The sequence below is a fragment of the Exiguobacterium sp. EF_C8 genome (genome assembly GCF_054956715.1).
Genome location: NZ_CM143264.1, coordinates 32,687 through 46,957, shown reverse-complemented (window position 1 = coordinate 46,957; position 14,271 = coordinate 32,687). Strand labels below are relative to the sequence as shown.

General features: G+C 49.2%; 15 protein-coding genes. 14 read left to right on the top strand and 1 reads right to left on the bottom strand.

Annotated features, from left to right (window positions below):
- Window positions 1–27: 27 nt before the first annotated feature.
- From mnmG to ACY2IG_RS00230, 4 genes are read left to right on the top strand one after another with little or no spacing between them, the layout of a single operon-like run.
- Window positions 28–1,917, top strand: coding sequence for a tRNA uridine-5-carboxymethylaminomethyl(34) synthesis enzyme MnmG (gene mnmG, locus ACY2IG_RS00245; protein WP_058265604.1), 1,890 nt, complete (start codon window positions 28–30; stop codon window positions 1,915–1,917).
- Between the two features lie 5 nt (window positions 1,918–1,922).
- Window positions 1,923–2,639 carry a 16S rRNA (guanine(527)-N(7))-methyltransferase RsmG gene (gene rsmG / locus ACY2IG_RS00240; RefSeq protein WP_056064620.1) on the top strand — a complete coding sequence of 239 codons (717 nt, stop codon included), beginning with the start codon at window positions 1,923–1,925 and terminating at the stop codon, window positions 2,637–2,639.
- A 48-nt stretch (window positions 2,640–2,687) separates the two neighbouring features.
- The gene (gene noc / locus ACY2IG_RS00235) at window positions 2,688–3,521 is read left to right on the top strand and encodes a nucleoid occlusion protein (protein ID WP_035411731.1); all 834 of its coding nucleotides are present in this window, start codon (window positions 2,688–2,690) and stop codon (window positions 3,519–3,521) included.
- Window positions 3,522–3,559: 38 nt separating this feature from the next.
- Entirely contained in the window at window positions 3,560–4,324 is a 765-nt protein-coding gene (locus tag ACY2IG_RS00230) for a ParB/RepB/Spo0J family partition protein (RefSeq protein ID WP_035411733.1), read from the top strand.
- Between the two features lie 37 nt (window positions 4,325–4,361).
- On the opposite strand, the gene yyaC is transcribed toward ACY2IG_RS00230, so the two are convergent.
- A complete protein-coding gene (gene yyaC / locus ACY2IG_RS00225) occupies window positions 4,362–4,979 on the bottom strand; it encodes a spore protease YyaC (RefSeq protein WP_035412220.1) in 618 nt (205 codons plus the stop codon).
- Window positions 4,980–5,161: 182 nt separating this feature from the next.
- On the opposite strand from yyaC, the gene ACY2IG_RS00220 reads away from it, so the two are divergent.
- From ACY2IG_RS00220 to ACY2IG_RS00175, 10 genes are all read left to right on the top strand, one after another.
- The gene (locus tag ACY2IG_RS00220; RefSeq protein ID WP_056064622.1) at window positions 5,162–6,091 is read left to right on the top strand and encodes a mechanosensitive ion channel family protein; all 930 of its coding nucleotides are present in this window, start codon (window positions 5,162–5,164) and stop codon (window positions 6,089–6,091) included.
- Window positions 6,063–6,251 (top strand): DUF951 domain-containing protein, encoded by a 189-nt coding sequence (locus tag ACY2IG_RS00215; RefSeq protein WP_023469853.1) that lies wholly within the window; start codon window positions 6,063–6,065, stop codon window positions 6,249–6,251. The genes ACY2IG_RS00220 and ACY2IG_RS00215 overlap by 29 nt, the downstream gene beginning before the upstream one ends.
- 229 nt (window positions 6,252–6,480) lie before the next feature.
- A complete protein-coding gene (gene ychF, locus ACY2IG_RS00210; protein WP_035411737.1) occupies window positions 6,481–7,581 on the top strand; it encodes a redox-regulated ATPase YchF in 1,101 nt (366 codons plus the stop codon).
- 120 nt (window positions 7,582–7,701) lie between these two features.
- Window positions 7,702–7,989 carry a 30S ribosomal protein S6 gene (rpsF, locus tag ACY2IG_RS00205; protein ID WP_035411738.1) on the top strand — a complete coding sequence of 96 codons (288 nt, stop codon included), beginning with the start codon at window positions 7,702–7,704 and terminating at the stop codon, window positions 7,987–7,989.
- Window positions 7,990–8,012: 23 nt separating this feature from the next.
- Window positions 8,013–8,531 (top strand): single-stranded DNA-binding protein, encoded by a 519-nt coding sequence (gene ssb / locus ACY2IG_RS00200; protein ID WP_023469850.1) that lies wholly within the window; start codon window positions 8,013–8,015, stop codon window positions 8,529–8,531.
- Between the two features lie 44 nt (window positions 8,532–8,575).
- Complete coding sequence (rpsR, locus tag ACY2IG_RS00195; protein ID WP_023469849.1) at window positions 8,576–8,806, top strand: 30S ribosomal protein S18; 231 nt, start codon at window positions 8,576–8,578, stop codon at window positions 8,804–8,806.
- A gap of 134 nt (window positions 8,807–8,940) precedes the next feature.
- Entirely contained in the window at window positions 8,941–10,926 is a 1,986-nt protein-coding gene (locus ACY2IG_RS00190) for a DHH family phosphoesterase (protein WP_035411741.1), read from the top strand.
- A complete protein-coding gene (gene rplI, locus ACY2IG_RS00185) occupies window positions 10,923–11,366 on the top strand; it encodes a 50S ribosomal protein L9 (RefSeq protein ID WP_023469847.1) in 444 nt (147 codons plus the stop codon). The genes ACY2IG_RS00190 and rplI overlap by 4 nt, the downstream gene beginning before the upstream one ends.
- A gap of 19 nt (window positions 11,367–11,385) precedes the next feature.
- Complete coding sequence (dnaB, locus tag ACY2IG_RS00180) at window positions 11,386–12,738, top strand: replicative DNA helicase (RefSeq protein ID WP_023469846.1); 1,353 nt, start codon at window positions 11,386–11,388, stop codon at window positions 12,736–12,738.
- Between the two features lie 211 nt (window positions 12,739–12,949).
- Entirely contained in the window at window positions 12,950–14,242 is a 1,293-nt protein-coding gene (locus ACY2IG_RS00175; RefSeq protein ID WP_056064628.1) for an adenylosuccinate synthase, read from the top strand.
- The last annotated feature ends 29 nt before the right edge of the window (window positions 14,243–14,271 follow it).

Genomic DNA, 14,271 nt, shown 5'->3' with positions numbered 1-14,271 from the left:
GTGGAATAAGAAGGAGGAACCAGTACTATGGCTTATCAAGCAGGTGAATTCGACGTCATCGTCGTCGGAGCCGGACATGCCGGCATCGAAGCCTCTCTTGCTGCGGCACGAATGGGCTCGAAAACGGTCATGTTGACAATGAATCCCGATATGGTCGGATTCATGTATTGCAACCCGTCGATCGGTGGTCCTGCAAAAGGGATCGTCGTCCGGGAAATCGATGCGCTCGGTGGTGAAATGGCACGCGCAATCGATGCAACGTATATTCAAATGAAAATGTTAAACACGTCAAAAGGACCTGCGGTGCGTGCACTCCGGGCACAGGCAGATAAATTCGAATACCAAAACCGGATGAAAAAAGCGCTTGAGGATGAGCCGAATTTGCTCTTACGTCAAGCGCTCGTCGAACGGTTATTGATTGACGACGAAGGACGCTGCGTTGGTGTCGTCACGAATACTGGAGCGGAATACCGGGCAAAAGCGGTCGTCATCACGACAGGAACGTTCATGCGTGGGAAAATCATTATCGGTGAATTGTCGTACGAGAGTGGTCCGAACAATCAGATGCCATCGATCAATCTATCGAAACATCTTGAAGAACTTGGATTTGAGCTCGCACGTTTCAAGACAGGTACACCACCGCGAATCGACGGGAAAACGATCGATTACTCGAAGACGGAGATCCAACCAGGTGACGAAGTAGCGCTTCCGTTTAGTCATGAAACGACACAGATGATCACGGAACAAATTCCATGCTGGTTGACGTATACGACGGAGTATACGCATCAGTTGATCGATGCGAATCTACACCGTTCACCGATGTTCTCTGGGATGATTAAAGGGACAGGTCCCCGTTATTGCCCATCGATCGAAGATAAGGTCGTCCGGTTCAACGATAAACCGCGTCACCAAATCTTCCTTGAGCCAGAAGGTCGCGATACGGAAGAAGTCTACGTGCAAGGGTTATCGACAAGTTTACCGGAAGACGTTCAACACGATATTCTCCGCTCGATTCCTGGGCTTGAGAATTCAGAAATGATGCGTCCCGGTTATGCGATTGAATACGATGCCGTCGTTCCGACACAACTCTGGCCAACGCTCGAAACAAAACGTGTTCCTGGTTTGTTCACAGCGGGTCAAATCAACGGAACAAGTGGTTATGAGGAAGCAGCGGGACAAGGGATCATGGCAGGAATCAATGCCGGACTACAAGTTCAAGGCAAAGAACCACTCATCTTGTCACGTTCACAAGGCTATATCGGTGTCATGATCGATGATCTCGTCACGAAAGGTACGAACGAACCGTACCGCCTCTTGACGTCACGTGCCGAGTACCGCTTGTTGCTCCGTCATGATAATGCGGATCTTCGTCTGTCGGAAATCGGACATGAACTCGGTTTGATCTCGGAAGAACGCCAAGCGAAGTTGCTCGACAAACAAGAGCAAATCCGTCTTGAGATGAAACGTCTTGAGAAGGTCGTCATCAAAGCGACACCGGACGTGAATGCACAGCTAGAAGCGATTGGTGCATCGCCACTTAAGGAAGCCTTGCATGCGATCACGTTGCTGAAACGCCCGGAAATCACATATGCGATGATTGCGCAGATGACACCACCGGAAACACCATTGTCTGCAGAAGCAGCAGAACAAGTCGAAATCCAAGTCAAATATGCCGGCTACATCGATAAACAACTCGATCAAGTCGAAAAAATGATGCGGATGGAGCAAAAACGGATTCCGGATCGTCTCGATTACGATGCGATCAGTGGATTAGCGATTGAAGCGAAACAAAAACTAAACCAAGTGCGTCCGCTCTCGATCGGACAAGCATCCCGGATTTCAGGGGTTAATCCGTCTGATATCTCGATCTTGCTTGTCTATATCGAACAAGGCCAATACGCATTGACTGCGGAGTGAACGAGATGAACCAACAGCAATTCGTAACAGCATTGGCAGCACAGGGACTTGAGGTCTCAGAACATCAGTTGCATCAATTCAAGCGGTATTATGAACTGCTCGTCGAGTGGAATGAAAAGATGAACCTGACGGCGATTACCGATGAAGAAGATGTCTATTTAAAGCACTTCTATGACTCGATCACAGCAGCGTTCTATTTTGATTTCACGGCAGTCACGACGGTTTGTGATGTCGGAGCAGGTGCTGGGTTCCCGAGTCTGCCGATCAAAATCATGTTCCCGCACCTTCAAGTGACGATCGTCGATTCACTGAACAAACGAATCGGCTTCCTGAATCATTTAGCGACGGAACTTGGACTCGAAGGTGTCGCGTTCCATCATGGACGCGCAGAAGAGTTCGGTAAAAATAAACAATTCCGCGAACGGTTTGACGTCGTGACCGCACGTGCGGTTGCCCGGATGTCCGTTCTCGCGGAATATTGCCTACCACTTGCGAAAGTCGGAGGACAATTCGTTGCCTTGAAGGCGGCGAAAGTCAGTGAAGAGCTTGAGGATGGTGCGATTGCCTTGAAAGTACTCGGTGGGAATTTACGGGAAAGTTTCCAGTTCCAATTGCCAGGCGAGGAAAGTGAGCGTAATATCGTTATTGTAGATAAAAAACGAACAACACCCGGGAAATATCCGCGTAAAGCGGGAACGCCTGCGAAAGATCCATTAAGCTAAACACCGTTTCACGTGAAACGATGACTGATAAAGGTGAGGTGCGCCAACGTGAGAAATGCAATTGCCAAACTGCTCGGTAAACCTGCTACGATCGAGCTTGACCCCCAAGAGACGGTTCAGGAATTACCATTGACAGAACTTGTCGCGAATCAGTTCCAACCACGGACTGTGTTTGACGGGGACCGAATTGAAGAACTAGCGGTTACGATCGAAGAGCACGGGTTACTCCAGCCGATCGTCGTTCGAAAACAAGGAACAGGTTACGAAATCATTGCCGGAGAACGACGGTACCGAGCAGTGCGCTCGCTTGGCTGGGAAACGATTCCTGCCATCGTCAAAGAGATGACGGACGAGACGACTGCTTCCCTGGCATTGATTGAAAATCTGCAACGCGAAGACTTGACACCAATCGAAGAAGCGGAAGCTTATGAGCGTTTGCTTGCATTACAAGACATCACGCAAGAAGTGTTAGCCCGTAAGCTCGGACGTAGTCAGTCGACGATTGCCAACAAATTACGTTTGCTCCGATTGCCAATGGATGTCCGGGAAGCATTGAAGCAACGGACAATCACGGAACGTCACGCCCGAGCGTTATTGCCGCTTAAGGATGAAGCGTTACAAGTAACGGTACTCGCTGAAATTCTGGAACGGGAATGGAACGTCAAGGAGACGGAGCGCCGGGTGGAACGATTGATGACACCACAGCCACCGAAGAAAAAACGTCATAAAAGCTTTGCACGAGATACACGAATCGCGTTAAACACCTTGCGGGATTCCGTCGATATGATCGAGCAGACTGGATTGACGATCGAAAAAGAAGAAGTCGATTGCGAAGAATATGTAGAGGTGCGAATTCGCATCGTGAAGGCACGTCCGGAATAAGCGGTCGTGCCTTCCGCTACGTTTAGGAGAGAAAGCACGTGAATGAATTACCTGTTCGGGCGATTCGCCCGAATCCGACTCAACCTCGGAAACGATTCAATGAAAAAGCATTAGAAGAGTTAGCCCAATCGCTCGTTCGTCACGGGATGATCCAACCGATCGTCGTCCGACCACGAGATGGCTATTACGAAATCATCGCCGGTGAACGGCGCTATCAGGCGGCGAGTCGCGCAGGATTCGAACGTGTACCGGTCCTTGTGATTGAAGCAGACGAGACACGCGTCATGGAGCTCGCCTTGATCGAAAACATCCAACGAGCAGACTTATCTGCAATTGAAGAAGCGATGGCATATGCGGAGATGATCGAGGAATTCGGCATTACGCAAGCAGAGCTTGCACAGCGTGTCGGGAAAAGTCGTTCGCACATTACGAACAGCCTTCGACTGTTACAGTTGCCATTGCTCGTTCAACAAGCGGTCATGGACGAACGGTTGTCGATGGGACATGCCCGCGCGCTCCTGTCACTGAAACATCCAAAGAAGATCGAACAGATGGCAGAACGGGTCATGGCGGAGAACTGGAACGTCCGTCGGTTAGAGCAGGCGCTTCGGGAACGTAAGGAAGCCGCCCGTCCGCAACAAGCGACCGCTGTTCAATTCGTCGAGGAATCACTTCGCGAAAAATACGGGGCGACCGTTCGGATTAAACAAGGAAAACAAGCAGGGAAACTCGAGATCGATTTTATAGACGAAGACGACCTCAATCGGTTGCTCGACTTGTTGTTACCTGAATCGGATCACTAAAAAGAAGCGATCCGGGCGACGGTTCGCTTCTTTTTGCTTACATTGAACGCGGCGTGAAAGAAATCGTCGTCCGTGTGGATTCAGCGGAGAGTTTCGCATCAAGTAAGTGGAAGCTGTTCGCGACGAGTTCCGCTAGTTCATAAACAAGGTGTAACCGTGTGTTCTGGAGAATCATCATCTCCATGAATCCACTGACGTTGACGACAGCCTTAATGTTGAAGTCACCGACCGCAGGCAATTCTTTTTGGACGCCGGCGCCGGGTGCGAGTGGACCTTCCGAGAAAAAGACATGTCCGACACTTGAAAGGCGACCGAGACACGCATCGATCGCGATGACGAGTGGACGGTAATGGGTCGTTTGGATCGAGTGAATGGTTTCTGCGAGATTCAGTGCATGGACGGGTTTAGCGAGTGTACCGTAAACGTGAAGATGAGCAGGCGCTTGTTTCTCGAGGAATGTCCCAACGAGTGGACCGAGTGAGTCACCTGTCGAACGATCAGAACCAATGCAGACGAGTACGATCGGACGTTTTTCTTGGACGGCAGAGACTTGTTCGAATAATTGTTCAGCTAAGCGTTCTTTCGCGAACGGTTCCGTATATTCTAAAAAGAAAGAATAGGGCTTGGGCTCGTGCGAATGAAAGCGGAAGTTCATCGAAATCATCCTTTCTTCTCTTGATGTCAGTGTCGTGGTGGATTGGCAAGAGTGAAGGGTTCTTAGATGATTTTCCTTTCCCGGTTTTTCCAGAAATCTAACGTCAAAATCGGCTCTTTGGTTGAAACTCGATTAAAATCACGTATACTGTCGTAATAGAGAGAATAAGAAAGGATGAGAGAATGGCTACCAATCAAGATGTACAAGAATCCGTCGCCCAAGTCGATAAATTGATCAATCAAGTAATGGATGCGGATATGTGGATTCGTTTTGGGATGAAACTACTGATTGCGCTCATCATCATCGCGGCGTTCTATGTGTTGACGCGCGTTTTGACTGGGGCAGTCTCACGTCTCTTTACGATCAGGAAAATCAATGAACATGACTACTTGGCACAACGACAGAACGAGACGCTGTTGAAGTTGCTCCAAAATGCGATTCGTTACGTACTTGGAATCATCATGTTGTTGACAGTGCTTAGTCAGTTCGGAATCAACATCACCGGTCTCGTCGCCAGTGCCGGAATCGCTGGTCTCGCGATTTCGTTTGGTGCGAAGAACTTGGTGCAAGATATCATTACAGGAGCGTTCATCATCTTCGAACGTCAGTTTAAAGTCGGAGATTATGTACGCGTCGGTGTAATCGAAGGCGTCGTGACGGAACTTGGTATCCGGACGACAAAACTCAAAGGACTCAACGGGGAAATCCACATCATCCCGAACGGTCAGATTTTGCAAGTCACGAACTATTCGGTCGACAACAGTTTCGCACTCGTCGATGTCCAAGTCTCCTATGATGAGGATCTTGAACGCGTCGAACAAGTTCTGCATGAGATTGCAGACCGGACGACGAAGAAGTATGTCGATATGTTCGTCGAGCCGATTCAGATGCTCGGTGTTCAGACACTTGGTCCTTCAGAAGTCGTCTATCGTTTGATGGCAGAAGTACCACCGATGCAACATTTCCAAGCTGGTCGTCTGATCCGGAAGGAATTGAAGCAAGGACTCGAAGAAGAAAACATCAAGATCCCGTATCCACGGATGGTCATGATGAATCCAGAACAAAAGAATGGTGGACAGACGGATGATTCCAAAAACGTATCAACTCCATGATTATGTTGAGATGAAGAAGCAGCATCCATGTGGAACGAACCGATGGCAGATCATTCGGGTCGGCATGGATATCCGAATCAAATGCCAAGGTTGCGGGGCGAGCATTTTAATGCCACGTCGTGATTTTGATAAACGATTGAAAAAAGTCTTACCAGAGTGACGAAAAAGCGGATGTGATTCTCGTGATCACATCCGCTTTTTCGTTGTCTTTCATAAGCGAAGTGATTGTGTTCGATTAGAGCGTGATTAAAAAAGACGGTCGAGCTCCTTGCTTAAAAAAAATGAACTATCTATAATTGTGAAAGATGTGCTGACGTGGTGTAATCATTCTACCCACTGCGGCCGCTAGCACGGATTTCCTAGGAAATACCGAAAAGGAGGAATTCCAAGTGGGATTAACAGCAGGAATCGTTGGCTTACCAAACGTAGGAAAATCAACACTTTTTAACGCCATCACACAAGCAGGTGTCGAGGCAGCGAACTATCCGTTCGCAACGATCGACCCGAACGTCGGTGTCGTTGAAGTACCAGATGCACGTCTTCGGAAATTGACAGAACTCGTCAACCCGAAAAAGACGATCCCGACAGCATTCGAATTCACGGATATCGCCGGTATCGTAAAAGGTGCGTCTAAAGGGGAAGGGCTCGGAAATAAATTCCTCGCGAACATTCGTGAAGTAGATGCGATCTGTCAGGTCGTGCGTTGTTTCGTAGATGAAAACATCACACACGTGGCCGGAAAAGTCTCACCGATCGATGATATCGAGACGATCAACCTCGAATTGATCCTCGCAGATCTTGAGCAGGTCGAAAAACGGATTCAGCGTGTCCAAAAACAAGTCAAGTCGCGCGATAAAAACGCAGCGGCTGAGCTTGAAGCACTTGAAATCGTGCAAGCGTTGCTCGAAGATGAGAAACCAGCACGTCTCGCTGAATTGAACGAAGATCAAGCAGCACTCGTCAAACACTTCCAATTGTTGACGATGAAACCGATGCTTTACGTCGCGAATGTCGGCGAAGATGAAGTCGCAGATGCAGACAGCAATGAGAACGTGCGTCTCGTCCGTGAATTCGCAGCAAAAGAAGGCGCAGAAGTCATCGTCATCTGTGCTCGGATCGAAGAAGAAATTGCAGAGCTTGAGCCGGAAGAGCGTCAAGAGTTCCTCGTCGATCTCGGAATCGAAGAGTCGGGTCTTGATCAATTGATCCATGCGGCGTACAGCACGCTTGGTCTTGCGACATACTTCACAGCAGGTGAAAAAGAAGTACGCGCTTGGACGTTTAAAAAAGGCATGAAAGCTCCACAATGTGCGGGTGTCATCCACTCGGACTTCGAACGCGGATTCATCCGTGCAGAAGTCGTTTCGTACGAAGATCTAGCAGCTGCAGGTAACATGGCGACAGTCAAGGAACAAGGTCGTTACCGTTCAGAAGGTAAGGAATATGTCTTCCAAGACGGCGATGTCGTCACATTCCGCTTCAACGTCTAATCGAAAACGAATCGTTATTGCATAAAGCAAAATACTTTGGTAGTATTAACGAATGTGAGTAATGAATTATTGCTCCTTGCTCGAACATTCGAGCCGCCAGTCCAAGAGGAGGTGACAGATATGCGTAAATACGAAGTACTTTACATCATCCGTCCGGAACTTGATGAGGAAACACGCAAAGCAACAGTGGAGCGTTTTAACAAAGTCCTCACTGATAACGGTGGTACAGTTGATAAAACAACTGAAATGGGTAAACGTCGTTTCGCTTACGAAATCAATGATATGCGTGAAGGGTTCTACGTTCTTCTTAACGTGACTGCTGAACCAGCAGCTACAAAAGAACTTGACCGTCTCATGAAGATCAGTGACGATATCGTTCGCTTAATGATCACAAAAGACGAGAAATAAGCTGAAACAGGAGAGTGATTCTGATGATTAACCGCGTCGTTTTAGTCGGTCGGTTAACTCGTGACCCGGAAATGCGTTATACGCAGAGCGGGATTGCGGTAACGCGATTCACACTCGCATGTGACCGTCCTTTCACAGGGCAAGATGGGAAGCGAGAAGCTGATTTCATCGATTGCGTCGTTTGGCGCAAGCAAGCAGAGAACGTTGCTCAGTATTTGAAGAAAGGTAGTCTTGCTGGTGTAGAGGGTCGCCTCCAGATTAGCAGCTACGACGATAAAGAAGGGCAACGCCGTTACCGTGCAGAAGTCGTCGCTGATAGCGTCCGCTTCCTTGAGTCACGTAACGCGAGCCGTTCTTCGGATGGTAGCGAAGGCTACGCTTCATCAACTGGTGGAAACGGGAATGCTGCAGGATGGGGTTCACAGCAACAGCAGAACAACTCTTCCTCGCCAGCACCCGCTTCATCGAATTCGGGCTTCGGCGCTGATCCGTTCAGCGGCGGTAGTTCGATCGACCTTTCAGACGACGATCTCCCGTTCTAAGGAAATCGTCCTGAAAAATCCAAGTTAAAAAGGAGGTTAATCACATGGCACGTCGTCCAGGTGGAAAACGTCGTCGTAAAGTATGTTACTTCACGTCGAACCACATCACTCATATCGATTATAAAGACGTAGAACTTCTCAAACGTTTCATTTCGGAACGCGGTAAGATTCTTCCACGTCGTGTGACTGGTACTTCAGCGAAATACCAACGTCCACTTACAATCGCAATCAAACGCGCACGTCAAATGGCTTTAATTCCATACGTGGCTGACTGATTTCGTAGCACCATCCTCAAGCGTGAGGGTGGTGCTTTTTTTCGCTTCTCTTTCATCCCCTCCTGCTTTTCGGTTATAATAAACAAGTTACTAAAAATTTTAATTAACCCTATAGAGCATATAAGGAGGACACGATGGAGTCAGGTCAACAAGTATCACCGGAACGCGAACGACGTATCGTTCGCTTCATTCCGTATCTATTAATCGTCGGTCTGCTTCTCGTCGTCGCTGTCCGCGAACCGGTCATCTCTGCCATCGGAGCCGTCGTGACTGCCCTCCTCTTCGGATTGCACCTATTCGAAGAACGTCGTGCACGCAGGGCATGGGAGACGTACGTCGCCGGAATCTCGATGCAAGTCGAGGAGACGGGACAAGATGCGTTGACGAACATGCCAATCGGGATTTTGTTATACGATGAGGAAACGCTTGTCACCTGGTTCAATGATCCGATGCGGGATATCTTTGATGATGTAGCAATGGGACAGACGCTCAATGAGCTCGATCCCTTATTCATCGAAATGGTCGCGACGAATGAGGATCAAGCGACGCTTGAAATCGGCGATGCCGTGTATCGTGTCTTTTCGAATCATGAGAACCGGACCTTTTACCTGTTCGATATGACGGAAGAAGCACAAGTTGAACAACAACTCGTCGATAATCAGACGGTCATCGGTGTCATCTATCTCGATAACTACGATGAGATGACACAAGGCATCGAGGATCAGTTACGCAGTGAACTGAACAGCCGGGTCACGCAGTTGTTGAATCACTGGGCAGCGGAACACGGGACGTATATCAAGCGGACCGCGTCCGATCGGTATTTCATCGTTACGACAGAAGAGAATCTACGGATTCTCGAACGATCGAAATTTACGATTCTGGATACGGTTCGGGAAGAGACGAGTCAACGCGGCGTCCAGTTGACGTTATCCATCGGAATTGGTTGCGGAAGTGACCCGATTCCGGCGCTTGGTCAGATGGCTCAGTCGAGTCTCGATCTTGCGCTGGGACGAGGAGGCGACCAAGTCGTCATCAAACGTGATGGGAAGGTCCGCTTTTACGGCGGCAAGACGAATCCGACGGAAAAACGGACGCGCGTCCGGGCCCGGGTCATCGCTAACTCGCTTCGTGACTTAATGCAGGAATCGAGCCGTGTCCTGATCATGGGTCACAAAAATCCAGACATGGATGCACTCGGATCAGCAATTGGCATTTTGAAGCTTGCGGAAATGAACGATAAGGAAGCACATATCGTCTTACCACCGGAAGAAATCGGACGCGGGATTCGCCGGATGATGGATGAGATTGCCGAAGTACCACAACTCGAGACACGATTCGTCAATGCGTTTCAAGCTGATCAATTGATCGACGATCAGACGTTACTCGTCGTCGTCGATACACACAAACCATCGCTTGTTGTCGTACCGGCCTTGCTCGATCGATTCGAGCATATGGTCGTGATTGATCATCATCGTCGGGGCGAAGATTTCATCGAAGATGCGGTTCTCGTGTATCTTGAGCCGTATGCTTCTTCGACATCAGAGCTCGTCACCGAGCTGATCGAGTACCAACCGACGAATCAGAAACTGGCGATGCTTGAAGCGACGGCGTTACTCGCTGGGATCATCGTTGATACAAAAGGCTTTGCCCTGCGGACCGGTTCTCGGACGTTCGATGCTGCATCCTATTTACGCTCACAAGGTGCTGACACAGTGCTCGTACAAGAGTTTCTCAGTCAGGATCTTGAGACGTACGTCGAGCAGTCACATATCCTCGAGCGATCCGAAGTCTATACGGAAGGGATGGCGATTGCGACAGCAGAGCCAGGAGTCATTCACGATCAAGTCTTGATTGCGCAAGCAGCCGATCAATTGTTATCGCTTCGAGGCATTCGCGCCGCTTTCGTCATCGCGGAACTTCAAGACGGACGAACGGCGATTAGCGCCCGTTCGCTTGGGGATGTCAACGTTCAGTTGATCATGGAGACGCTCGGTGGCGGCGGTCACTTGACGAACGCGGCGACACAGATGTCAGAATCAGTCGTCACCGTGGCGGATGCGTTGCGTAAAGCAATCGATCAATATTTAGAAGATGAGACAAAAGGAGAGGAATCAGAATGAAGGTTATTTTCTTACAGGATGTAAAAGGACAAGGGAAAGCAGGAGACGTCAAAGACGTGGCCGATGCTTATGCAAATAACGTACTCTTCAAGAAAAAGTTGGCGCGCCCTGCGACGACTGGCAACTTGAAGCAACATGAAGCACACGAACGTAAAGCAGCAGAAGAAGCGAAACAGAACTTGCTTGACGCGCAAGCGTTAAAAGAAAAAATCGAAAAAGAGACGATCGTCGTCTCGACGAAAGCCGGTGAAGGCGGTCGTGTCTTCGGATCAGTCACAAGTAAACAGATTGCAGAAGCACTTAAAAGCATGGGTTACAAGATCGATAAACGCAAAATCGAGCTCGAGCACCCGATCAAGGCACTTGGCTTTACGAAGGTACCATTGAAGTTACACAACGAAGTGACAGCGACACTGAACGTTCAGGTCAAAGAGGCGTGAGTAGAAAAGGGGACCGGTGATGAGTGAAGTCATGCAAAATATGCCTCCCCAAAGCATCGAGGCAGAACAAGCCGTCCTAGGGGCGATCATGATTGATGCGGATCGTTTGATCAGTGCATCGGAACGTCTGTTACCGCAGGACTTTTACCGTGCCTCTCACCAACGGATCTTTGAAGCGATGCTCGTGCTGTCCGACCGAGGCGAAGCGATCGACCTCGTTACGGTGACAGCCGAGCTCAGTACGCTCGGGATTCTAGATGAGATTGGTGGTCTACCCTATCTAGCGGAACTGGCAGAAGGGGTACCAACTGCAGCCAACATCAATTATTACGTCAACGTCGTTGACCAGAAGTCGACGCTCCGGCGTCTCATTCGGACGGCAGGCGAGATCGTCACTGATGGATACGAACGGCAAAATGAGGTCGATGTCCTGCTGAACGAGGCAGAACGGAAGATTCTCGAAGTATCACAAGGAAAAGGAAGCGCGAGCTTCATCCCGATCTCGGACGTCTTGACGAGTGCCTATGCAACGATTGATAAATTGCATAAGCAGAGCGGCGAGACGACGGGGATTCCGACCGGTTTCCAAGATCTCGATAAGATGACGGCCGGCTTCCAGCGCAACGATTTAATCATCGTCGCAGCACGTCCGTCGGTTGGGAAGACCGCGTTCGCCTTGAACATCTCGCAAAACGTCGCAACACGCGCTGACGAGAACGTCGCCATCTTCAGTCTTGAGATGGGTGCCGAACAGCTCGTCATGCGGATGCTCTGTGCCGAAGGAAACGTCGACGCGCAGCGTCTGCGGACGGGTCAACTCGAAGAAGAGGACTGGGGGAAGTTATCGCTTGCGATGAGTAACTTGTCTCAAGCCGGTATCTACATCGACGATACACCAGGTATTCGGGTCAATGATATCCGGGCGAAATGCCGTCGTTTGAAGCAGGAGCATGGTCTTGGGATGATCATGATCGATTACTTGCAGTTGATTCAAGGGAATGGTCGCTCTAGCGACAACCGTCAACAAGAGGTTTCGGAAATTTCCCGTTCCTTGAAATCACTCGCGCGTGAACTTGAAGTCCCCGTCATCGCCTTATCGCAGCTCTCGCGTGGGGTGGAGAGTCGTCAAGATAAGCGACCGATGATGTCGGATATCCGGGAATCGGGAGCGATCGAGCAAGATGCCGATATCGTCGCCTTCTTGTACCGTGATGATTACTACAATAAAGAAACGGAAGATGCGAATACGATTGAGATCATCATCGCGAAACAGCGGAATGGTCCAACCGGTACCGTCAAGCTCGCCTTCCGAAAAGAATTCAACAAGTTCGTGGATCTCGAGCCAAGCAACTCGTACGCGCCACCTGCTTAATCCAAGCTGCGTCTTGCCCTCGATGAATCGGAGGCAAAACGTAGCTTTTTTTATTTTCACCTAAAGATTCTCAGTTTATTCACTAAAAACGATAATTAAACGAACGAAAGAGAATTGTAACAATTAATTGTTCGGTATTTGGTTGACTTCTTTTTTTTATCGCGTTACACTTAGTCGTGGTTTTGAATCGTACGTGGAGGTGGATGATAAGATGTCATCAGTAGTAGTAGTCGGAACACAGTGGGGCGACGAAGGAAAAGGGAAAATCACCGATTTTCTTTCAAAACAAGCTGACGTCGTAGCACGTTATCAAGGTGGAGACAATGCAGGACATACGATCGTATTCAATAACGAGACGTACAAATTGCACTTGATCCCATCAGGTATTTTTTACTCGGATAAGAAATGTGTCATCGGGAACGGTCTTGTCGTCAACCCGAAATCACTCGTCAAGGAATTGAAGTATCTGCACGATCGTGGTGTTTCAACGGATAACTTGTTAATTTCGAATCGGGCGCATGTCATCTTGCCGTATCATCAGTTGCAGGATCAGTTAGAAGAAGAAGCGAAGGGCGACGCAAAAGTCGGAACGACGCTAAAAGGGATCGGACCGTGCTACATGGATAAAGCTGCACGAATCGGTATCCGGATGGCAGATTTACTCGACAAAGAAACGTTTGCTGAGAAGTTAAAGATCGTTCTCGACCAAAAGAACCGCATGTTCACGAAGATGTATGACGCTGAACCAATCGCGTTCGACGATATCTTCGAAGAGTACTATGCATATGGACAAGAGTTCGCGAAATATGTCTGTGATACATCCGTCGTCGTCAACGATAGCCTTGATCACGGTGAAAAAGTGTTGTTTGAAGGCGCACAAGGTGTCTTACTCGACCTTGACCACGGAACGTATCCGTTCGTTACATCATCGAACGCATCAGCTGGCGGTGTTGCATCAGGTGTTGGTGTCGGTCCAGCCCGAATTGACCATGTCGTCGGTGTTTGTAAAGCATACACGTCACGTGTCGGTGACGGTCCGTTCCCAACGGAATTGTTTGATGATATCGGTCATCAAATCCGTGAAGTCGGTCGTGAATACGGGACGACGACAGGACGTCCGCGTCGTGTTGGTTGGTTCGACTCTGTCGTCGTTCGCCACTCGCGCCGTACAAGTGGGTTGACGGATCTTTCGCTCAACTCGATCGACGTTCTGACAGGACTCGAAACGTTGAAGATCTGTACATCGTACGAATTCAATGGTAAACAGATCGATGAGTACCCAGCAAGCTTCCGTGATCTTGAAGCATGTGTCCCAGTTTACGAAGAGCTTCCAGGCTGGAAAGAGGACATCACAGGTGTCCGTCGCTTTGAAGATCTACCGTTGAACGCACAGAACTACGTCAAGCGGATCGCGGATCTGACAGGCATCTCACTTGTCACGTTCTCGGTCGGACCGGGTCGTGAACAGACCGTCGTCTTGCGTGATCTCTACGAAGAAGCATAAGTCTCAATAGCCTCTTGCCTCCTGCAAGA

What these genes read in the sequence shown, in the direction of transcription:
- mnmG (WP_058265604.1), top strand. Translation starts at nt 28, where the DNA reads ATGGCTTATCAAGCAGGTGAATTCGACGTCATCGTCGTCGGAGCCGGA.
- rsmG (WP_056064620.1), top strand. Translation starts at nt 1,923, where the DNA reads ATGAACCAACAGCAATTCGTAACAGCATTGGCAGCACAGGGACTTGAG.
- yyaC (WP_035412220.1), bottom strand. Translation starts at nt 4,979, where the DNA reads ATGAACTTCCGCTTTCATTCGCACGAGCCCAAGCCCTATTCTTTCTTT.
- ACY2IG_RS00220 (WP_056064622.1), top strand. Translation starts at nt 5,162, where the DNA reads ATGGCTACCAATCAAGATGTACAAGAATCCGTCGCCCAAGTCGATAAA.
- ACY2IG_RS00215 (WP_023469853.1), top strand. Translation starts at nt 6,063, where the DNA reads ATGATTCCAAAAACGTATCAACTCCATGATTATGTTGAGATGAAGAAG.
- rpsF (WP_035411738.1), top strand. Translation starts at nt 7,702, where the DNA reads ATGCGTAAATACGAAGTACTTTACATCATCCGTCCGGAACTTGATGAG.
- ssb (WP_023469850.1), top strand. Translation starts at nt 8,013, where the DNA reads ATGATTAACCGCGTCGTTTTAGTCGGTCGGTTAACTCGTGACCCGGAA.
- rpsR (WP_023469849.1), top strand. Translation starts at nt 8,576, where the DNA reads ATGGCACGTCGTCCAGGTGGAAAACGTCGTCGTAAAGTATGTTACTTC.
- ACY2IG_RS00190 (WP_035411741.1), top strand. Translation starts at nt 8,941, where the DNA reads ATGGAGTCAGGTCAACAAGTATCACCGGAACGCGAACGACGTATCGTT.
- rplI (WP_023469847.1), top strand. Translation starts at nt 10,923, where the DNA reads ATGAAGGTTATTTTCTTACAGGATGTAAAAGGACAAGGGAAAGCAGGA.
- dnaB (WP_023469846.1), top strand. Translation starts at nt 11,386, where the DNA reads ATGAGTGAAGTCATGCAAAATATGCCTCCCCAAAGCATCGAGGCAGAA.
- ACY2IG_RS00175 (WP_056064628.1), top strand. Translation starts at nt 12,950, where the DNA reads ATGTCATCAGTAGTAGTAGTCGGAACACAGTGGGGCGACGAAGGAAAA.